Raw genomic sequence first — 17,932 nt, 5'->3', positions numbered from 1 at the left:
ATTCCTCCAGTGCACGCGGCAATGCCTGCCGAAACCGTTGCACCGTGAGTCGCTCGTGCGGCAGGTCATTCGTTTCACCGGCTCTTCGAGGCGCAGATTTGTCGCTCGTTTCGTCGCCCATGTGCCGTTGCCTTGGACACGCAGTGCCAACTCACGCAGCCCGTTTTGATTTTTCGAGATGCCTTTGTCGCGTGTTTGCGCGTGCTCGCCATCACTGTCGTCATGCCGCGCGTAACTTTGCGCAAGCAGCGAGTCTTTAGCTTCCGCTCATCCGCCATTTAGGTTTCCGCGACGGCTGAAAATGAAGCGGCTTGATGGCATACGCACGGATACCCCGGTATTTCAAACGCCGGCAAATCTACTAAGCTTTTGAGAACCCACATTTTGAGGCGCAACACGTACAGGCGCCGCCGAGGGACGGCGCCCGCCGGTTCAGTCGAATTTCAGAACAGGAGAACCAACCCAGCCGGGAAGTTGATCCGGACGCGCGGGGGCGAATATCTCGTAATAGACGCAACCCTCCGGGCCGGTTCCGATCGCGGCATGGCGGGAGCCAGCCGGAAAAAAGACCATCTCGCCGGCATGTGCTTCGATCTCCTTCCCGTCGAGGATGAGCTTACAGATGCCCGAGACCATCACCAGGATCTGCTCATTGTCGTGCCAGTGCGTCTTGCCATCGAAAACCGCATCGGCAGACGTTTCAATACGCACTGCGGAGATTTTGTCGGCGGAGATGCCCTTGCGCGAAGAGCCGGGACGCATGCCGGCCACAGCCGGCAACTTGTTCCAATTCGATCAGCATGGCGTCCTCACACGCTCGCAATCAGGCCGCCGTCGACGCGAATGACCGAGCCGGTGAGATACGATGCTCGGCTGCTGGCGACAAAGGCGACGACATCGGCATATTCCTGCGGATCGCCATAGCGGCCGACGGGGATCGATGCCGTGCTGGCCGCCGAAATATCTTCGACTGCCTTGCCCTCGCGTTTGGCCCTCTGTTCGTCGAGGAAGGTGATGCGCTGGGTCGCCACGCGTCCAGGAAGGACCACATTTACAGTTACGCCGTCTCGGCCGACTTCGCCGGCGAGCGTTTTCGACCAACCGAGGAGCGACATGCGCAGGGAGTTGGAAAGTCCGAGATTTGGGATCGGCGCGACGACGCCCGACGACGTCGAGGTAATGATCCGGCCCCAGTTCCTTTCCCGCATCTTTGGCAAGACCGCATCGCTGATGGCGATGACCGACAGCACCATGCTGTCGAAATATTTGCGCCAGCTATCGGCACTCTGGCCGGAGGCCAGCGTCGGTGGCGGGCCGCCGGTGATATTGACGAGGACATCGACCGAACCGAGCTGCTTTTCGATGGCAGCGAGATTGGGTTCGACCGCATCGAGATTGGCAAGATCCCATTCGAGCGCGATTGCCGAGCCGCCCGCGGTACGGATATCAGCAACCGTTTTGTCAGCCGCCTCCTTGTTGATGTCGGCAACTGCAATCTGTGCTCCTTCGGCTGCGAGCGTTTTAGCGATTGCTCCTCCAAGTCCGCCGCCCGCCCCCAGCACGAGGGCGGTCTTGCCTTTCAGTCCGAGATCCATAGTGTCTTCCTTCCAGTGGTTATCGATTACAGGCCTGCATCAGGTCAGCCGGCCATCCAGCCGCCGTCAACCATAAGATTGACGCCGGTAACGTAGCTCGCCATGTCGCTTGCGAGAAAAACGGCAGCGCCCGCCACGTCGCGAGGTTCGCCCAGCCGCGGCCAAGGCGTTCGCCGCCGCGAGTAGTCGAGCGCGTCGGGATTGTTGGCGACGCCTGGCTTGCCGGTGATGATCTTGCCGGGTGCAATGGCATTACACACGATGAGCTCGTCGGCGTGATCGACAGCGATCTGCCTGGTCATCTGCACGACCGCTCCCTTGCTGACGCCATAGGGAAAGTCACCTGGGCAGGCGACCATGCCGTGTTGTGACGAAATATTGATAATGCGGCCGCGCGTCTCGCCCACCGGCTCCTGCTCGACGAACTGCATGACCGCCCGTTTGCAGCAGTAGAAAAAGCCGGTTACGTTGACATCGATCACGCGCCGCCACTGTTCCGGCGAGGTGCCGAGGAGATTGGTCGAGGTGTAGACCGCCGCATTGTTGACCATGACGTCGAGCCGGCCGAACTCCGCAACGGTATTTGTGATAAGGGCATCAACGTCCGACCAGGAGGAGATGTCCGTCTTGGCGAACATGCCTCTCCCACCCGCAGCACGAATGCACGCAAGCGTCGTGTCGCCGCCTTCAATCGGGTCCTCGATGATATCGGCAATCACGACGGCTGCCCCTTCCTCGGCGTAACGCAGAGCGATTGCCCGCCCGAGACCGGAACTCGCGCCGGTGACGATTGCAATTTTTTTATCGAGCAGAGGCATGGTGCGTTCCTTCAAGCGGCGCTGCTGCGGACGACTTGACCGCGACTAAGAGAAGTGAGATTTGCGCCCTCGACGATCCGTTCGCCGTGCAGGAAGACCGCCGTAAGCGCAGCCGGGATGCGCCAGCCGTCGAAAGGCGTATAGCCGGCCCGTGATGCCTGCTCGGCGTTTCTAAGGACAGTCGATCCAGCCAAATCCACAACGAGGAGATCGGCGTCGTAGCCGACCGCGATCGCACCCTTTGACCGACCCAAACCGAACCTGCGGGCCGGTGCGTGAGAGCACATGCGAACCAGCGCTGAGAGACTGATGATGTCTTCGCCGACAAGCTTCAGCATAACCGGCAACAACGTCTGCAGCCCGGGCATGCCGCCCGGAATGTCGGCAAAAGCGGGGTAGGATACAGCCTTCTCGGCGGGGCTGTGCGGAGCGTGGTCGGTGGCCATGATGTCGATCGCGCCTTCGGACAAAGCGGCGCGGAGCGCCTGAACGTCCTCACGGGCGCGGAACGGCGGCGAGCCCTTCAGTCTTGAGCCTTTTATTTCATAGTCATCAGCCGCAAAGAACAGGTTCTGGGGCGTGGTCTCGATCGTCACGTCGGCCATGTCTCGAAGCTTGCGCCATGTTTCAATGCCGAGACGGGAGTTGACTTGACGGACGTGGACGCGCGCACCTGTCTCTGCCGCAGCGATGACCGCGCGCGCAACGCCGCTCGCCTCGGCAAGGGGCGGTCTGCTTTCAAGAAACGCTCCGATGTCGCCAGCCCGATTGCGCAACGCGCTGCCAAGCAGGATCGATTGATCGCCCGGCGAAACGCCGACGACGATGTCGTGGGGCGCTATTTGACGCAAAGTCTGGGTTACGGCCTCCAGGCTGTCGAAGAGATAGTCCGCCGGCACGTCGGCGGTAAAGAGTTCCAGTGAGACCGGGCCGAGCTTCAGCAGATCCTCGAGCAGAAAGTGAGACCGCGAAACGACAGCCTGAAACCCAACGTCAACATGCAGCCTTCCCAAGCCCATCGCCATCTTTTCGGCGAGCTGCCTGGGGGTCGCCGTCCAGGGATCGTCCGTCGGCATGTCGAGAATAGTGGTTACGCCGCCGAGCGCCGCGGCGCGGCTACCGCTGTCGAAGTCTTCCTTCTGGGTCAGTCCCGGTTCGCGCAGATGCGCATGCGCATCGACAAGTCCCGGCATCAGATACTTGCCCCCGGCCTCGATGAAGCTCCGCGCCATTGCGGTCTCGCCTGGCACGAGCAAGGCCGCAATCCGGCCGTCGCGGATTGCGACATCAGCGCGATGCTGACCATCCGCGTTGACGACCGTGCCGCCCGTGATCACTGTATCGAACACAACTCCTCCCTGTTCCTACCAGAGACCCGCAAGCCGCGGCTCCTCATGCGTGACAACTTCGACGAGGGCCGCCCGTCCCGCCTTTACCTCATCGAGCGCCTGCAGCAGTGCCGGCCCCAGCAGTGCCGGCTCGGTGACAGTCACTCCAAAGCCGCCGAGCGCTTCGGCGATCGGCGCGTAGTTGCCGCTCATCCGGTTGGCGCCATATTTCTCCGTGGCAATCGGCATGCTTTTGGCATAGCCACCGAGAACATTATTGCGCAGCACGACAGTGAGGACCGGAAGATTGCAGCGTATCGCCGTCTCAAAATCGATGCCGACCATGCCGAACGCCGACTCACCCATCAGATTGACGACCGTCGCCTCTGGGCGGGCAAGCTTTGCGCCCATTGCGAAGCCAAGACCGCTTCCGAGTTGGGTCGTCTTACCCCAACCAATGTAGCTGCCAGGCGTATTTGCGACGAAGAAAGGGCAAAACTGATCACGCGGATTTCCGGCATCGTGCGTTACGATCGATGTCTTCGGATCGAGAACCTGCATCAACTCCCAGACCACGCGATAGGGCGAAATCGGGTTGCTGTCCGATGTTAGCAGCGGCATCCATTTTTCCATGAAGGCTGCGCGGACGGCTGCAATCTCGCTCGCCGGCTGCGCGCGGCGAGCAAGCGGCAGCCGATTGCGCCGGATAAAGGCGATCATCTGCCTTATCACCGAACCGACATCGCCAACGACACCTTGGGTGATGGCGTAATCCTTGCCGATATCGGCCTCGTCGAGGGTAACCTGCAGGATCACCTTGTCGTCGGGAATGGGCAGAATGTAGTAGGAACGCGTCAAGCTGCTGCCGAGAGCCAAAACCAGATCAGCTTTTGCGAGGAAGTGGTCGACGGTCGCGGGACGTGCTCGGCCTGCGGTCCCGAGCGCCAGCGCATGATCTTCCGGAAATCCGCTCTTGCCGTTCGGCGTCGTCATGACGGGAATCTCAAGCAGTTCGGCAAGCTCGACCAGGGATGCGCTCGCGCCTGCCGACAGCACACCCTGCCCCGCCCAGATCACCGGCGATGCAGCACCAAGCAAAGCGTCCACCAGTCGGGCCAGCTCGTGATCGTCGGCCTGCGGAATACTGCGAGCCGGACGCAGATGATCGGAGGGCGAAGCAATGGTGCTCTCGGCCAGGAGGTCCACCGGCAGTTCAAGCAGCACGGGCGCCGGTCTGCCGTTTCTCACGCGCGAGATCGCCGCATGCATCAATTTCGGCAGATCTTCGATGCGGGTAACTGCCTCGCACCACTTGGTGATGTGGGAAAAATTCCGCCGGGATTCGAAGTTCGGCGCAACGGCTTCCGAGCCGCGCGGGTAGCCGGTTGGCAGGAACAGCAAGGGCACGCGGTCGTTGAAAGCCTGGGCAATGCCTGCGAAGGCGCTTTCTGCGCCAGGGCCATACTGAACGGTCACCACGGCGAGCTCTCCGCCGGCTGACGCGCGAGCATATCCTTCCGCGATGTTGACGGCGACACGCTGCGTCCGCGCAATCAAGGGCGGAATGTCGAGCGCTGCGGCGGCATCGAAAAGCTCGCTCGCCGGAAATCCTATGATCTGTTTCACGCCCTCTTCCTTGAGGACGCCGGCGATATACTCGGCACCATTGATGCGCTTGGCCACCGTATTTAGACATTCACCGGCCAAATTATGCATGCCATCAGCCATGGTGATCAGCCCAGTAGCGAGCGATATCCTCGCGCCGCATGAACGCAGCGCCCGGTGTTCTCTTGACGTGTTCGATGACATCGCGCAGGCCCGAGGCGCGGTTCGGCTGTCCCATCCAGCGGGCATGCACGCCGACCGTCAACATTCGCCCTCCGGTTTCTTCGGCCTCGCCAATCATGTAGTCGATTGCCGAACGGCAATCCTCGGCAAAGTCGCGTGGATTGCTGTATCCAGGAGCGATCAGATAGCGGCTGTCGTTCAACGTCTTCGAATAGGGGACGACAAGCAGACGCGTCCCCTCGTGGTCGAGAAAATAGGGAAGGTCGTCATTGCAGGGATCCGAATAATAAAGGAATCCACCCTCCTTGACGATCAGGTCCCGGGTGTTGACGCTAGGAAAAGACCGGCAGTTCCAGCCAAGCGGTCGTTTCCCGGTCAGAGACTCGTAAAGTGCGATCGCCTCGTGCAGCTGACGCTCTTCCTCCTCACGCGGCATTGTTGAATATTCGCTCCAGCGCAATCCATGACCGAGGAGGTCGTGGCCGCGTGCCACCATCCACTCGACAACGGCAGGGTTCTTCTGCAGCGCGACGGCGCAGGCGGAAACCGTTACCGGTATCTCGTAGCGGTCGAAGAGGCGTGCCAGACGCCAGACCCCGGCGCGGCTGCCGTATTCGAAATGGGTTTCGGTCCCGAGATCGCGCACCGGCGGGCTGTTCGGGATATTATATTCGCCCCAGTTGTCGTTGCGGCCGTCCTCCTGCCAGGAATATTCGGCCCCTTCTTCGTAATTCAGGACAAGGTTGATCGCCAGCTTGACGCCATCAGGCCAGGTAATCGACGGCGGCGTCGGTCCATAGCCGACAAAATCGCGGGACTGGTCGTTCTTAGAAGTGCTCATCATCATTCCCCCTTCATTTCGTTATCGAGGATCCAGTCCATGTATTCGTGGAACGCCTGCTTGGCCGAACGCGGCTTCCAGCCGGTGTCGCGCTCTATGCGGGCGATGTCGTAGGCACCCCACATGCCGTCCTTGAGCGAAACGTCCTGGATGATATTGGCGGTCTCCGACGGACTGATTTCCACCGTCAATCCGGGCGCGCGCTCCTCTGCCCACGCGATAACGTCGCCGATTGTGGCCGTCTCGCCGCTACCGATATTGTAGTGGCGGTAGCGCAGACGTTCTGAGCGCAGGAGTGCGATGATCGCCTCCGCCACATCGACCGAGCTCAGATAATCTCCGACGGGCTCAAAACTGTTCGGACGGATTGTTTCGCCGGACAGCGCCATGTGCGCCACCTTGTTCGGGACGTGCCGGAAATTGCGGCTCTCCGTTGCGCGGTCCATCGGACCATAGACCGACGAAAGTCGCACTGATGCGGCCGAAAGACCGAAAAGGTCTGCATAGCGGTTGACCACCATCTCGGCTGCGAACTTGGAGATGCCGTAGAGCGTCAGGGGTGCGACATAACCGTCTTCGGGAAGCGGCTCGCCGGTCCAATCCGGTCCATGATGGCGATAGATCGCACCCGAACTCACGTAGATCAGTCGTTCGACGCCACGTTGTCTGCGCAACCACTCCAGAATATGGACCGTGCCCATGAAGTTGACGTCGACAATGCGGGAGGGATTTTCCGCTTCCGGCTGGCGTTTTGCCTCGGCAGCGCTGCCCCTGGCGATCGGCGTGACGGTCGCGCCATGAACGACAAAGCGGATGTCATGCGCATCGAGCGCCGCTTCCCATTGCGGCGGATCGCAAATATCGGCGATGACCACCGATAAACGGTCGCGCACCGGCGCAAAATAGCGTTCAGCCTGGCCATCGAGCCCGGCTCGGTCGAGGATAACAGCGTTCGAGGCTGGATTCTGCTCGAGCCACGTCCTGACAAGAACGCTCATAACAAATCCGGTGCCGCCGGTAACAAGAAGGGTCATGTTTCAATCCATCTCGGGTTCAAGGTCGAAAAATCAGCGCGTCGCATAGCCGCCATCGGCAAGAAGGTCGGTACCGGTGATGAAGGAGGCATCCGGCGACAGCAGGAACGCGGCAGCAGCAGCAATTTCCTCCGGCAAGCCGATCCGGCCGAGTAGATGCGCGGGTCCAAGACCAGCATTGGCAGCTTCGAGATCGGGCCAGCGCTGCAACAGCCGCGGCGTGCCGACGGCACCAGGGGAAAGCGAATTGATGCGGATACCTTGGGCCGCATGGTCGACAGCCATCGCCTTGGCCAGATGGACGAGCCCTGCCTTTGCGGCGCAATAAGCGACAGCCTTGCCGACAGCGACATGGGCGAATTGCGAAGCGATGAGTACGACGGAGCCACCGCCGCCTTCGACCATCGCTGGAAGCGCATGTTTGCAGGTCAGGAAGGCGCCGGTCATGGTGACGTCGATCTCCAGCCGCCACTGCTGCTCGGCGAGATCGATGACGGTACCGTCGAGGGAGGGCGCGGCGGCATTGTGCACAAGACCATCAAGACGACCGAAACGCTCAAGCGCCGCTTTCACCGCCGTCGCCGCCGACCGGTTATCGGTCACGTCGCATTGAACGCCGAACGCCGTCTCGCCGAGCTCCCGGGCAAGCGCCGTTGCCCCATCCAGGGAACGATCGGTGCAGACAACTGACGCGCCCTCGCCGGCGCACCGGCGCGCAATCGCCGAACCGATGCCGCTTGCTGCCCCAGTTAGGAAAACGACCTTGCCTTGCAGTCGCGATGTGAATGGGGTCATGATGCCAGAACCTTCGATAGGCCTTGTTGCGGCGGGAAGGGCCGCTGCCTTTCGATGAACCGCCCGCGACCCGGCTCGGCGGTTACCTTTCCGTCAATCCAGACGATATCGCCGCGCGAGATTGTCGTGATCGGCCAGCCTTTTACAACCTGCCCTTCATAGGGCGTGTAGTCGGTATTGTGATGCAGGAGCGAATTGGTAATGGTCACGGCGCGGTTCGGATCCCAGATCGCGATATCGGCATCGGCGCCGAGGGCGATGCGGCCCTTGCGGGGATAGAGGCCGAATAGTCTGGCAGGAGCACCCGCAGTCAGGTCGGCAAATTTCTGCAGCGAGATCAGACCGCCATTGACACCGGCCGAAAACAGCAGGGGAAGACGGGTTTCGATACCAGGAATGCCGTTCGGAATCCGATGGAAGGGTGTGTTCGGGCCGCCCGCGACCTTGTCGGCATAGTGCCAGGGCGAGTGATCGGATGTGAAGACCTCGAGCGTGCCATCAAGGATCCCGGACCAGATTGCCGGCTGGTTTGACTTGTCGCGCGGCGGTGGCGTGCACACGCATTTGGCGCCGGACAGATCATGCGTGTCGATGTCTTCGGCAGACAGGAAGAGATATTGCGGGCATGTTTCGGCATAGATCGGGAGGCCCCGCGCCTTGGCGCGGCGGATTTCCTCCACCGCGCCGGCAGCTGCTACATGGCTGACGAGGATCGGCGTCTCGATCAGTTCGGACAGACTGATGGCACGGAAGGTCGCCTCGCGGTCGCCAATCTCAGAATGGACTTTTTCATGATAACGCAGCTGCGTCTTGCGGGCACCGATGAATTTTTCGGTGAGCCAGCGGATGCAGGCGTCGTTCTCGGCGTGCACCATGACCATCGCGCCTTGGGCGCGGGCGAGGTCGAAGACGTTCAGCACCTCATAGTCGTCGAGCTTGAGCCCTTCATACGTAAGGTAGATTTTCATCGATGTGCAGCCGTCGGCGATCAGTCCCGGTATTTGGTCGCGCAGAACGTCGGCCGAAGGATCCCCGACGATCAGATGGAAGCCGTAATCGATCCGCGCCTTCGGCCGTGCTCGGTTATGATAGTCGTCGACAATGTCGCGGAGCGATTGGCCGCGCATTTGCATCGCAAAGGGAACCACCGTCGTCGTCCCGCCGCAGAGCGCCGAAAGAGTGCCGGTGTCGAAGTCATCGGCTGTGGCCTTACCTTCCCAGGGTTGCTGGTCCATGTGGCAATGAGTGTCGACTCCGCCGGGCAGCACGAAACGTCCATCGGCCTGGACCTCTTCGCGGCCTTCAGGAAGTCCCGTTTCAAGCGCGACAATCACACCGTTGCGGATGCCGATATCGATCTGCCGGGTCTGATCGGGCAATACGACAAGGCCACCGCGGATGACGAGATCAAAGGTTTGCTGCGATGTCATTCTTTTCCTCCGGAAACGAGGCACGGTGTGACGCCGGCCCGCGGACGGCGCAGAAGATTCACGCAAGCGGCAACCGCAACCAGAAAAGCGCCGCTGCCGAGAAGGATGAAGAGAGCCTGCGGTGCAAATCGCTCCATCAGACCCGCTGCCAGACCGGGCGTCAGGATGTTTCCGACGGAATAGACCAGCAATAATCCGCCTGAAGCCGAGACCATGTGGCGGCTGTTGAGACGGGAATTCGCATAGGCGATGCCGACCGGATAGATGGTCAGCGCAATCATCCCATAAGCGAAGAACAGGGCGTAAAGCAGAGCGTGGGGGCCGTCGCCGACAAGAGCGATTGCCGCGCACAGGCCGACTGCCGTCGCCCCCTGCAACAACAAGAGCAACCGGCGGTCGATCCGATCGGAGAGCCAGCCGACCGGTCCCTGAGCAAGCATGCCGCCGAGGCTGAAAGCCGTGACGAGCGATACGGTGGAGACCGCATCGATGCCGATGCGTTCGCCGTAGATCGGCGTCATCGTGTAGAGATTCATGTTGGTCATGCCGGCCTGGAAGACACTGACGACGGTGACCGGAGCAAGCAGGGCCAACTGCCAGATACCGAACCGTTTATCGGTGGAGCCGCCATTGGAGCCTTCAACCGGTGGCGGCAGGGGCAGGGCCGGCCAGCGCCCGCCGACGAAGCGCGCGTAACAAAAGCCCGCCAGGATTACGACAAGTGCGATAAGAAAAAGATGGGGCGAATGCGGGCCTGCAGCCTGGACAAGCAACTGGCCGAACATCACGGCCAGCGATGTCATCAGCATATAGATGGAAAAATAGGCGCCACGATTGTGCTGGTCGGCGTAAAGATTGATCCAGCTCTCGGAAATGACGAAGAGCGTCGCCATTGCAAAGCCGTTTGCCAACCGCAAGCAGAACCATACGGCCATGTCTGCTGTCAACATGAAACCGCAGGTCGCACAGGCGGCAAGCAGGGCGACAATGAGAAACGCTCGTTCATGGCCAAATCGGAACACGAGAAACCGTGCCGAGAGGCAGCCACCCAGGAAACCGATCGGAAATGCCGTGAGTAGCAACTGTATGACGCTTGCCCCGATTGCCGGATCGGCGAGCTTCAGAGAAACCGTCGTGGTCAAAAGAGCGTTCCCCGTGCCGATAACACATATGCTCGCCATGATCGGCAGCACGGCACGCAGCCGCGCGGCCTTGTGCCACGACCCCGTCAAACCTCCCCCGATACCTCCCATTGCTTATGCCTTTTCCGCCGGAGCCAGGATGGATGGCCTTGCCGCGAGATCGCCGGGTTCGATGTGGCAGAGGATCTCGTGCGTATCCGACATCTTGCGCAGAGGCGGCGCTACGGTGTCGCAGATCGTGCCGAGCTTGCGATGGCAGCGGGTGGCGAACCGGCAACCGGCAGGCACGTTGACCGGGCTCGGCGTCTCGCCCGAAAGCCGAACCCGCTCACGCTGGGTTTCGTCCGGATGCGGGCTGCGGATCGCCGAGAGAAGCGCCTCGGTATAGGGATGTGCACCTTCGCCAAAGACCTCCTCGACTCTCCCCTGTTCCATGATCTTGCCGAGGTACATCACGACGATCTTGTCGGCGACGTGACGCACCAACGCGAGATCGTGACTGATAAACAGCATGGTCGCATGCTTCTCTCGCTGAATGTCGAGTAAGAGCGAGACAACGGCGGCCTGAACTGAAACGTCGAGCGCCGAAACGGGCTCATCCGCGACGATGAGGCTCGGATCGGCCGCAAAGGCGCGGGCGATAGCGATGCGTTGCTTTTGGCCGCCGGAGAGCTGGTTCGGCTTGCGGTCGGCGACCGCCGGCGATAGGCGCACCATCTCCAGGAGTTCGCGAACGCGCTTCTCGATTTCGGCCTTCTCCTTGCGGATACCGAATTTCTTGATTGACCGGCGGATCGAAAACCCTGCCGAGTGCGACGGGTTGAGCGTGCTGTCCGGATTTTGGAAGATCATCTGGATCTGCCGCAACATCTCGCGAGGCCGCTCACGAGCCTGTAGCTCGGCGATATTTTCGCCTGCAAGCCGGATCTCACCGGACGTCGCCTTGTCCAGGCCGGTGACAATGCGGGCAAGCGTGGACTTGCCGCATCCGGACTCGCCGACCAGTGCAACTATTTCAGCCCGTGCGGCGTCGAAGGAAATCTTCTCATTGGCCTTGACCGTCTTCTGATAGCCGATGGCATAGAGACGGCTGACATCGGACAGCGCGATCGCCGTCGCCTTCTCGGTATTCTCTGTCGGCGACGGCGCGTTTGCGTGCGGAACCTCGATCGGCTGCTGCCAACGCACGCATCTGACGAGATGGCCCTCACCCGCCACTTCGAGTGCAAGACCGGGTTGGTCGCAGCGCCCTGACACGTATCCCGCACATCGTGGAGCAAAAAGACAGCCTTGCGGGCGTTCCGAAGGGAGCGGAATATGCCCGGGAATAGCTGCGAGGGCCCGGCTGCGCTTGTCGCTGGTTATATCAGGAATGCAATCGATCAGGCCACGTGTGTAAGGGTGTTTCGGCCGGCGGAAGACCTCGGCGGTGCTGCCCTCTTCGACCATCTCGCCGGAATACATGATGCCGAGACGATCGCAGCTTTCGGCGATCAGGCCGAGATTGTGTGAGATGAACAGCAGGCTGGTCGAATAGCGCTGGCGGAGTTCGGCAATGAGGTCGATAACGGCGGCCTCGACCGTAACGTCGAGGCCGGTCGTCGGCTCGTCGAGGAGGAGAAGCGACGGCTTTGCGAGAAGCGCCATGGCGATGACGACACGCTGCTGCTGGCCGCCTGAGAGCTGATGCGGGTAGCGCCGGAGCATGTCGCCGGGATCGGGAAGCCGAACGTCTGCAAGCATCGCTTCGGCCATGGCAATGGCCTCTGCCTTGGTCGAACCAAGATGGAGGAGCGGCACCTCCGCGAGCTGTGCTCCGACTGTTTTGACGGGGTTCAGAGCGCTCATCGGGTCCTGATAGACCATGGCGATCTGCCGGCCGCGAATTGCGCGCAGGTCCTTCGTCCCGGCACCGACGAGCTCCTTGCCGCTGAAGCGGATGCTGCCGTTGGCAATAACGCCGGTATTGCCGAGATAGCCCATGATCGCCATGGCTGTCGTGCTTTTGCCGCAGCCGGATTCGCCGACGAGACCATAACTCTCGCCGGGCATGACGCTGAAAGAAAGGTCCGGAATGGCGACGACAGTTTCTGCCTTGCCGCGGAATTCGATCCGCAGGTTTTTGATTTCGAGGACAGGCGCCTGGCTAATCATTGACGCTCCTTGAAGACTGGTCGTGATTGCATTCATGGCTTCCACGCCTCACGCATGCCGTCAGCAAGGAGATTGAATCCAAGAACAAGGGTGACGAGGGCAAAGGATGGGATGAGCGACATGTGCGGCCAGACATTGAGAACCGTGACGCTCTCCTTCACCATGCCGCCCCAGTCGGGGTTCGGTGGCGGCAGACCAAGGCCCAGAAATCCCAGGATGCCAATGGTGATGATCGTATAGCCAATGCGCAGACAGGCATCGACGATCAGCAGGCTGCGGCAGTTCGGAAGCAGCTCGACGAGCATGATGTAGATCGTGCTTTCGCCGCGCAGTTTCGCAGCAGAGATATATTCCTGCTCTTTCAGTCCTAGCACCAGGCCGCGTGTGATACGCCCTATACCCGGCGCCGAGGCGATCGTCGTCGCAATGACGATGTTCAAGACCGATGGTCCGATATTGGCGATCAGGATCACGTAGATGACGAGAACCGGAAAGGCCAGGATGATGTCCGAGAACCGGCTGATGAGCATGTCGATCCAACCGCCGTAGTAGCCGGCAATCATGCCCATCGTGATGCCGACGATCATCGCTACGGCAACTGAGAGCGGCGCAACGGAGAGAACTGTTCGGGCTCCGAAAATCAGGCGGGCAAGCACATCGCGGCCAAGAACGTCGGTTCCTAGCCAGTGGGCGGCCGACGGATAGGGGTTGGCCATCGCCATGACGTCGGAATCGGTTGGCGATGGTAGTGGCAGGATCGGCGCCAAGATCGCCATCGCGATCCAGAAGATCACCAGGCAAAGGCCAATCAGGGCGGTTCGAGAATGGAGGATGCGCTTCCAGTTCGCATGGGAGACGCGCTTTGCGGGCGCCGGTGCGGCGGCGATTACGTCTTGAACGGCCATGATTACCTCACGCGAATACGTGGATCGAGCAGCATGTAGCCAAGGTCGCCGAGGAGCTGCGTGATGACGGCAACGGCGACTGTGATCAGCGTGGCGGCCTCCAGGGTCGCGATGTCACCGAACAGGCTGGCGTCGAGGATGAGCCTTCCGAAGCCCGGATAGGCAAAGACAAGTTCGGTCACAACGACACCGCTGATCAGGAAGTTGATCTGCAGCAGCAGGACCGTGAACGGCGCGATCATCGCATTGCGGAGCGCGTGACCGAGAACCATCCGGCGCGTGCTCATTCCCTTGAGGATCGCGGTGCGGATATAGGGCCGCTCCATGACGCCGATCATCGAAACGCGGATCATGCGGGCGACATAGCCGAAGTCGTAGATGACAAGGACGGCAACCGGCAGGACAAACTGGTAGGGGACCGCCCAGCCGCCGTCGCTGTTGAGCGGGCTTGTACCCGGCAGGATCGGCCACAAGATCACGAAAAGAGTGACCAGGAAGACGCCCGAGGCAAATTCAGGAATGGATGTGAAGGTGATACAGATGACCGACAACGTACGGTCCAGGACGCCGCCCTCTTTGAGGCCGGAGAGGATGCCGAAAATGATCGACAGCGGCACGATCAACAGGAAGGCGAGCCCCGCAAGGATCGCGGTGTTGCCGAGACGCTCCCAGATCACGTCATTGACCGGCAGCTTGTTCAGCGTCGAATAGCCGAAGTTTCCGAAATATTGTGCGCCGCGCGGATCCTTGAAATTAAGGCCGGTCGACGGATCCTGGAGCGGATCGGGGATGGCGCCGACCAGCACCCCAAGCCAGCGACCGTATCGGACGACTAGGGGATCGTTCGCCTTCAGTTTCTCCGTCAACAGGTCGACCTGCTGCTGGGTCGCGAAGGGGCCGAGAGACTTACGCGCCACGCTACCCGGCGTGAATTCGCAGACGGCAAAGACGAGGAACGAAGCGCAAAGCATCGTTAGCAGCATCATTACCAAGCGTTTGAAAAGGAATTTCGCCATAAGCGGAAGGATCCGATGTCTGGGCAGAGCACCCGACCGCACGAACGCGGCCGGGTGCTGGCCGGGAGATTAGGCTGAGATCGCGTATTGGTGCGCGAAGATGTACTGAGAAGGATGCAGCTCGAAGCCCTTGACCTTCTTGTCCATCACGGTCGAGAAGATGCGCCAGAAGGGCTGCACGATCGGACCGTCGTCCTGCATGATCGCCTCGATCTTGGCCATGACCTTGCTACGCTCCTTCGGGTCGAGGATGCCTTCGGCCTCCGTCAGCAGCTTGTCGAAGTCTGGATTCGAATAGTTCGACTCGTTCCATGCGGCGTTCGAACGGTACGCGAGCGCGAGCGTCATGATCGCGAGCGGCCGGTGACCCCAGGCCGTGAGGCTGAAGGGGGCCGTCGTCCAGACCTCCCAATACTGGGCGCTCGGGAGCGCCTTGATATTGATTTTAACGCCGATGTCGGCGAACTGTTGGGCAAGAACCTGGGCGGTATTGAGCTCCCAGATCGGGTCGGGGCGCGTGACCATGTCGAACTCGAAACCATTAGGATAGCCGGCGTCAGCCAGAAGCTTCTTGGCCTTCTCGATGTCGCGGGAATATTTCGGAAGAGCCGCGTATTCGGGGTGTGACGGCGCAACGTGGTGGTCTTCGGCCGGAATGCCGGCACCGAGAAGCGAGGTCTGGATGACCTTGTCACGATCGATCGCAAAGCGCATCGCCTGTCGGACGCGCTTGTCCTTGAACTGCTCGATGTCGGGATGCATGCGCGCTACGATGGTCTGGGTCGTCTCGACCTTGTAGACCACCACATGCGGGAAGTTCTTCATCGAATTAATCTGGACCGCGTCGGCCTCCGAAAGCCCGTCCACCTGCTTGGAGGCCATGGCGGCGATACCGGCACCCGGGTTGTCGCCGAGGTCGACATATTCGAATGTGTCGAGGAACGGACCCGTACCCCAGTAGTCTGTGCGTGCCTTGTATTTGGCACCTTTGCCGACGACGTATTCGGTCAGGACGAAAGGTCCCGTTCCGTTGGCATCGGGACCGAAGGCACCGTTTTCGGCCGGGTCGATGATGAACATTGGATAATGATAGAGATGTTCGGGGACGGCGATCTGCGGTGCAAAGCAGTTCAGGCGAACCGTGTAGTCGTCGACCTTTTCGATTGCGTTGTCGGCCCAGAGCTTGCTGGACTTCTTCGGATTGCCTTTTTCGTCCTTTTCGCCGCCGTCATATTCTTGAACAAGATAGCCGGTGAAGAGACCCAACACTGATGAGCCTACTTTCGGATCGCTGACCCGTTTCAAGTTCCAGACGACATCGTCGGCCGTTAGCGGCCTGCCGCCCTTGCGCCACTTTACATTCTTGCGGACATGCAACGTCCAGGTTTTCAGGTCATCGCTAACGTCCCATTTTTCCAGAAGATAGGGATGAGTGATATTGTTGCGATCGGTAAAAGTCAGATACTCGCAGACCTGGCGGATGACATTCGACTTTTCGGCGAAGTCGGCCAGATGCGGATCCTTGATCTCCATGCAGCGCATGCCGATGCGCAGATTGCCCCCTTTCGGCATGTCTTCGGCCCGAGCGGCATTGCCCGGCATCGCGACGCCGGCGAGCGAGTACGCAGCCGCTACCGAGACGCCGAGCAGCGTCGCTTTGCGCAGAAATTCGCGGCGGCCGATCGAACCGCTCGACATCTGTTCGACCAGTGTCGGGATATAGGAATGCTGTTTCTCATTCACGGTAGTCTTCTCCTAGTTCGCGCGTTAACTGTTCCGAATTTTTTCTTGGTTGGACCGGGCGGCGGTCAATGTCCTCCGCGCGCGGTCGCACCGGACTTTTTGTCCGTTCACTGTTCCGTCTTCTTGGAAACTAAATCGGGATCGACGTCTGTGACATGCAGCGATCCGACCTCTTTTGTGCGCGAATCGACATTGTTCAGGTCGATGTCGCCTCCCGTCGTTTTTCGGCCTTTCGGGTGGCGGCCGGGCTTTCGTGGAACCGCGTGCGGTAGGATCGTCCGAAATGGGACGCCGACTGGTATCCGCAGATCTCGGCAATCTGGCCGATTGCCAGTTCCGTGTAAGTCAGAAGCTCTCTGGCGCGCGTCATGCGGAGCTCGATGTAGAATGTCGAGGGGCTCTTGCCGAGATTGCTGTGGAACAGCCGCTCAAGCTGGCGCAGCGACAGCGCGACGCTGTCGGCGAGGTCGGAAATTTCCAGCGGGTCTCCGAGGCTCGCCTCCATCCTCCGGACCACGAATGCAAGCTTGCCGTTCCTGATGCCGAAACGGTCTTCGGGTGACATGCGCTGGACGTCATCCTGGCGCCTTATCTGCGCATGATTGAACTGGTCCGAGATCAGTGCCGCCAGATCCCGGCCTTCGACTGCGGCAATGAGATAAAGCATCATATCAAGCGTGACCGTCCCGCCGGACGAAGTCAGGAAACGGCCGTCAATTGCGAAGATATCCTCGGTCGCCAGGCAGTTCGGAAACTCGGCGCGGAAACTCGCTAGCGACTCCCAGTGGACCGCGCATCGGCGCCCCTCGAGCAATCCGGCCTTTGCGAGGTAGAAAACGGCCGTACTCACAGCACCCAGAACACAACCCTCGGAATAGGCTCGCCTTAGCCATGCGAAGATCGCTGCATCGTAGGAATCAGCGTAATTGACGCCGGCACAAACAATGACGATATCGCATCGCGACTCCCGGCCGATCGCGGCGTCGGCGTCGAAGCCCAGTCCGCTGCTCGAATTCACCCGACCGCCATCCGCCGACAGGATCAGCCATTCAAAGGCCTTGCGCTTGGCGAGACGGTTTCCCTGCCGCAGGGAATCGAGTGCCGCGGCGAAGGTCATCAAGGGAAAATCGGGCACGAGAAAGAAGCCGATGCGGATCGGCCGGCGTCCCTGTGCCAATTGTTTTAGTGTGTAAGTCTGCTCCATCATGGGCAAGCTCCGGGCATCCGCGCTGACGGCCGCTTGGGCGACCGCAGGTGTTGGTGAGCAAGAGACGATCTACTATCCTGACAACAATCTTGGGCCAATCCGAAAATGACTGAACCTACTGCCAGGCGACGATTGG

The 17,932-nt window shown here is 60.5% G+C and carries 15 protein-coding genes; all 15 read right to left on the bottom strand.

The window, feature by feature from the left end; translation table 11 throughout:
• Nucleotides 1-432 precede the first annotated feature (432 nt).
• The 15 genes from PY649_RS31100 to PY649_RS31030 all read right to left on the bottom strand — a co-directional run bounded on the left by PY649_RS31100 (nucleotide 433) and on the right by PY649_RS31030 (nucleotide 17,796).
• Nucleotides 433-762 (bottom strand): cupin domain-containing protein, encoded by a 330-nt coding sequence (locus PY649_RS31100; RefSeq protein WP_285872761.1) that lies wholly within the window; start codon nucleotides 760-762, stop codon nucleotides 433-435.
• A gap of 47 nt (nucleotides 763-809) precedes the next feature.
• On the bottom strand, nucleotides 810-1,595 hold the full coding sequence (locus PY649_RS31095; RefSeq protein WP_285872760.1) for an SDR family oxidoreductase: 786 nt from the start codon (nucleotides 1,593-1,595) through the stop codon (nucleotides 810-812).
• Between the two features lie 44 nt (nucleotides 1,596-1,639).
• The gene (locus PY649_RS31090) at nucleotides 1,640-2,413 is read right to left on the bottom strand and encodes an SDR family NAD(P)-dependent oxidoreductase (protein ID WP_285872759.1); all 774 of its coding nucleotides are present in this window, start codon (nucleotides 2,411-2,413) and stop codon (nucleotides 1,640-1,642) included.
• An 11-nt stretch (nucleotides 2,414-2,424) separates the two neighbouring features.
• Nucleotides 2,425-3,762, bottom strand: a complete 1,338-nt coding sequence (locus tag PY649_RS31085; RefSeq protein WP_285872758.1) for a dihydroorotase — start codon at nucleotides 3,760-3,762, stop codon at nucleotides 2,425-2,427.
• A 15-nt stretch (nucleotides 3,763-3,777) separates the two neighbouring features.
• Complete coding sequence (locus PY649_RS31080) at nucleotides 3,778-5,469, bottom strand: thiamine pyrophosphate-requiring protein (RefSeq protein ID WP_285872757.1); 1,692 nt, start codon at nucleotides 5,467-5,469, stop codon at nucleotides 3,778-3,780.
• Entirely contained in the window at nucleotides 5,462-6,373 is a 912-nt protein-coding gene (locus PY649_RS31075; protein ID WP_349644453.1) for an allantoinase PuuE, read from the bottom strand. The genes PY649_RS31080 and PY649_RS31075 overlap by 8 nt, the downstream gene beginning before the upstream one ends.
• Nucleotides 6,373-7,404, bottom strand: coding sequence for an NAD-dependent epimerase/dehydratase family protein (locus PY649_RS31070; protein WP_285872754.1), 1,032 nt, complete (start codon nucleotides 7,402-7,404; stop codon nucleotides 6,373-6,375). The genes PY649_RS31075 and PY649_RS31070 overlap by 1 nt, the downstream gene beginning before the upstream one ends.
• 33 nt (nucleotides 7,405-7,437) lie before the next feature.
• The gene (locus PY649_RS31065; RefSeq protein WP_285872752.1) at nucleotides 7,438-8,199 is read right to left on the bottom strand and encodes an SDR family NAD(P)-dependent oxidoreductase; all 762 of its coding nucleotides are present in this window, start codon (nucleotides 8,197-8,199) and stop codon (nucleotides 7,438-7,440) included.
• Entirely contained in the window at nucleotides 8,196-9,629 is a 1,434-nt protein-coding gene (gene hydA / locus PY649_RS31060) for a dihydropyrimidinase (RefSeq protein ID WP_285872751.1), read from the bottom strand. Before hydA ends, PY649_RS31065 begins: the two co-directional genes overlap by 4 nt.
• On the bottom strand, nucleotides 9,626-10,882 hold the full coding sequence (locus PY649_RS31055) for an MFS transporter (RefSeq protein ID WP_285872750.1): 1,257 nt from the start codon (nucleotides 10,880-10,882) through the stop codon (nucleotides 9,626-9,628). The genes hydA and PY649_RS31055 overlap by 4 nt, the downstream gene beginning before the upstream one ends.
• A gap of 3 nt (nucleotides 10,883-10,885) precedes the next feature.
• A complete protein-coding gene (locus tag PY649_RS31050) occupies nucleotides 10,886-12,961 on the bottom strand; it encodes a dipeptide ABC transporter ATP-binding protein (RefSeq protein ID WP_432761439.1) in 2,076 nt (691 codons plus the stop codon).
• Complete coding sequence (locus PY649_RS31045) at nucleotides 12,958-13,830, bottom strand: ABC transporter permease (RefSeq protein WP_285872748.1); 873 nt, start codon at nucleotides 13,828-13,830, stop codon at nucleotides 12,958-12,960. Before PY649_RS31045 ends, PY649_RS31050 begins: the two co-directional genes overlap by 4 nt.
• A 2-nt stretch (nucleotides 13,831-13,832) precedes the next feature.
• Nucleotides 13,833-14,846, bottom strand: a complete 1,014-nt coding sequence (locus PY649_RS31040) for an ABC transporter permease (protein ID WP_285872746.1) — start codon at nucleotides 14,844-14,846, stop codon at nucleotides 13,833-13,835.
• A gap of 69 nt (nucleotides 14,847-14,915) precedes the next feature.
• Nucleotides 14,916-16,589 carry an ABC transporter substrate-binding protein gene (locus tag PY649_RS31035; protein WP_285872745.1) on the bottom strand — a complete coding sequence of 558 codons (1,674 nt, stop codon included), beginning with the start codon at nucleotides 16,587-16,589 and terminating at the stop codon, nucleotides 14,916-14,918.
• Between the two features lie 196 nt (nucleotides 16,590-16,785).
• Nucleotides 16,786-17,796, bottom strand: coding sequence for a GlxA family transcriptional regulator (locus PY649_RS31030; RefSeq protein WP_285872744.1), 1,011 nt, complete (start codon nucleotides 17,794-17,796; stop codon nucleotides 16,786-16,788).
• Nucleotides 17,797-17,932 lie beyond the last annotated feature (136 nt).

Source organism: Rhizobium mayense, from assembly GCF_030272705.1.
GTDB classification, from domain to species: Bacteria; Pseudomonadota; Alphaproteobacteria; order Rhizobiales; family Rhizobiaceae; genus Rhizobium; species Rhizobium mayense.
The sequence above is the reverse complement of the archived record's forward strand: the minus strand, read 5'-3'. Positions and strand labels throughout refer to the sequence as shown.

What these genes read in the sequence shown, in the direction of transcription:
- PY649_RS31030 (WP_285872744.1), bottom strand. Translation starts at nt 17,796, where the DNA reads ATGATGGAGCAGACTTACACACTAAAACAATTGGCACAGGGACGCCGG.
- PY649_RS31080 (WP_285872757.1), bottom strand. Translation starts at nt 5,469, where the DNA reads ATGGCTGATGGCATGCATAATTTGGCCGGTGAATGTCTAAATACGGTG.
- PY649_RS31055 (WP_285872750.1), bottom strand. Translation starts at nt 10,882, where the DNA reads ATGGGAGGTATCGGGGGAGGTTTGACGGGGTCGTGGCACAAGGCCGCG.
- PY649_RS31065 (WP_285872752.1), bottom strand. Translation starts at nt 8,199, where the DNA reads ATGACCCCATTCACATCGCGACTGCAAGGCAAGGTCGTTTTCCTAACT.
- PY649_RS31090 (WP_285872759.1), bottom strand. Translation starts at nt 2,413, where the DNA reads ATGCCTCTGCTCGATAAAAAAATTGCAATCGTCACCGGCGCGAGTTCC.
- PY649_RS31045 (WP_285872748.1), bottom strand. Translation starts at nt 13,830, where the DNA reads ATGGCCGTTCAAGACGTAATCGCCGCCGCACCGGCGCCCGCAAAGCGC.
- PY649_RS31070 (WP_285872754.1), bottom strand. Translation starts at nt 7,404, where the DNA reads ATGACCCTTCTTGTTACCGGCGGCACCGGATTTGTTATGAGCGTTCTT.
- PY649_RS31095 (WP_285872760.1), bottom strand. Translation starts at nt 1,595, where the DNA reads ATGGATCTCGGACTGAAAGGCAAGACCGCCCTCGTGCTGGGGGCGGGC.
- PY649_RS31050 (WP_432761439.1), bottom strand. Translation starts at nt 12,961, where the DNA reads ATGAATGCAATCACGACCAGTCTTCAAGGAGCGTCAATGATTAGCCAG.
- PY649_RS31040 (WP_285872746.1), bottom strand. Translation starts at nt 14,846, where the DNA reads ATGGCGAAATTCCTTTTCAAACGCTTGGTAATGATGCTGCTAACGATG.
- PY649_RS31100 (WP_285872761.1), bottom strand. Translation starts at nt 762, where the DNA reads ATGCGTCCCGGCTCTTCGCGCAAGGGCATCTCCGCCGACAAAATCTCC.
- PY649_RS31075 (WP_349644453.1), bottom strand. Translation starts at nt 6,373, where the DNA reads ATGATGAGCACTTCTAAGAACGACCAGTCCCGCGATTTTGTCGGCTAT.
- hydA (WP_285872751.1), bottom strand. Translation starts at nt 9,629, where the DNA reads ATGACATCGCAGCAAACCTTTGATCTCGTCATCCGCGGTGGCCTTGTC.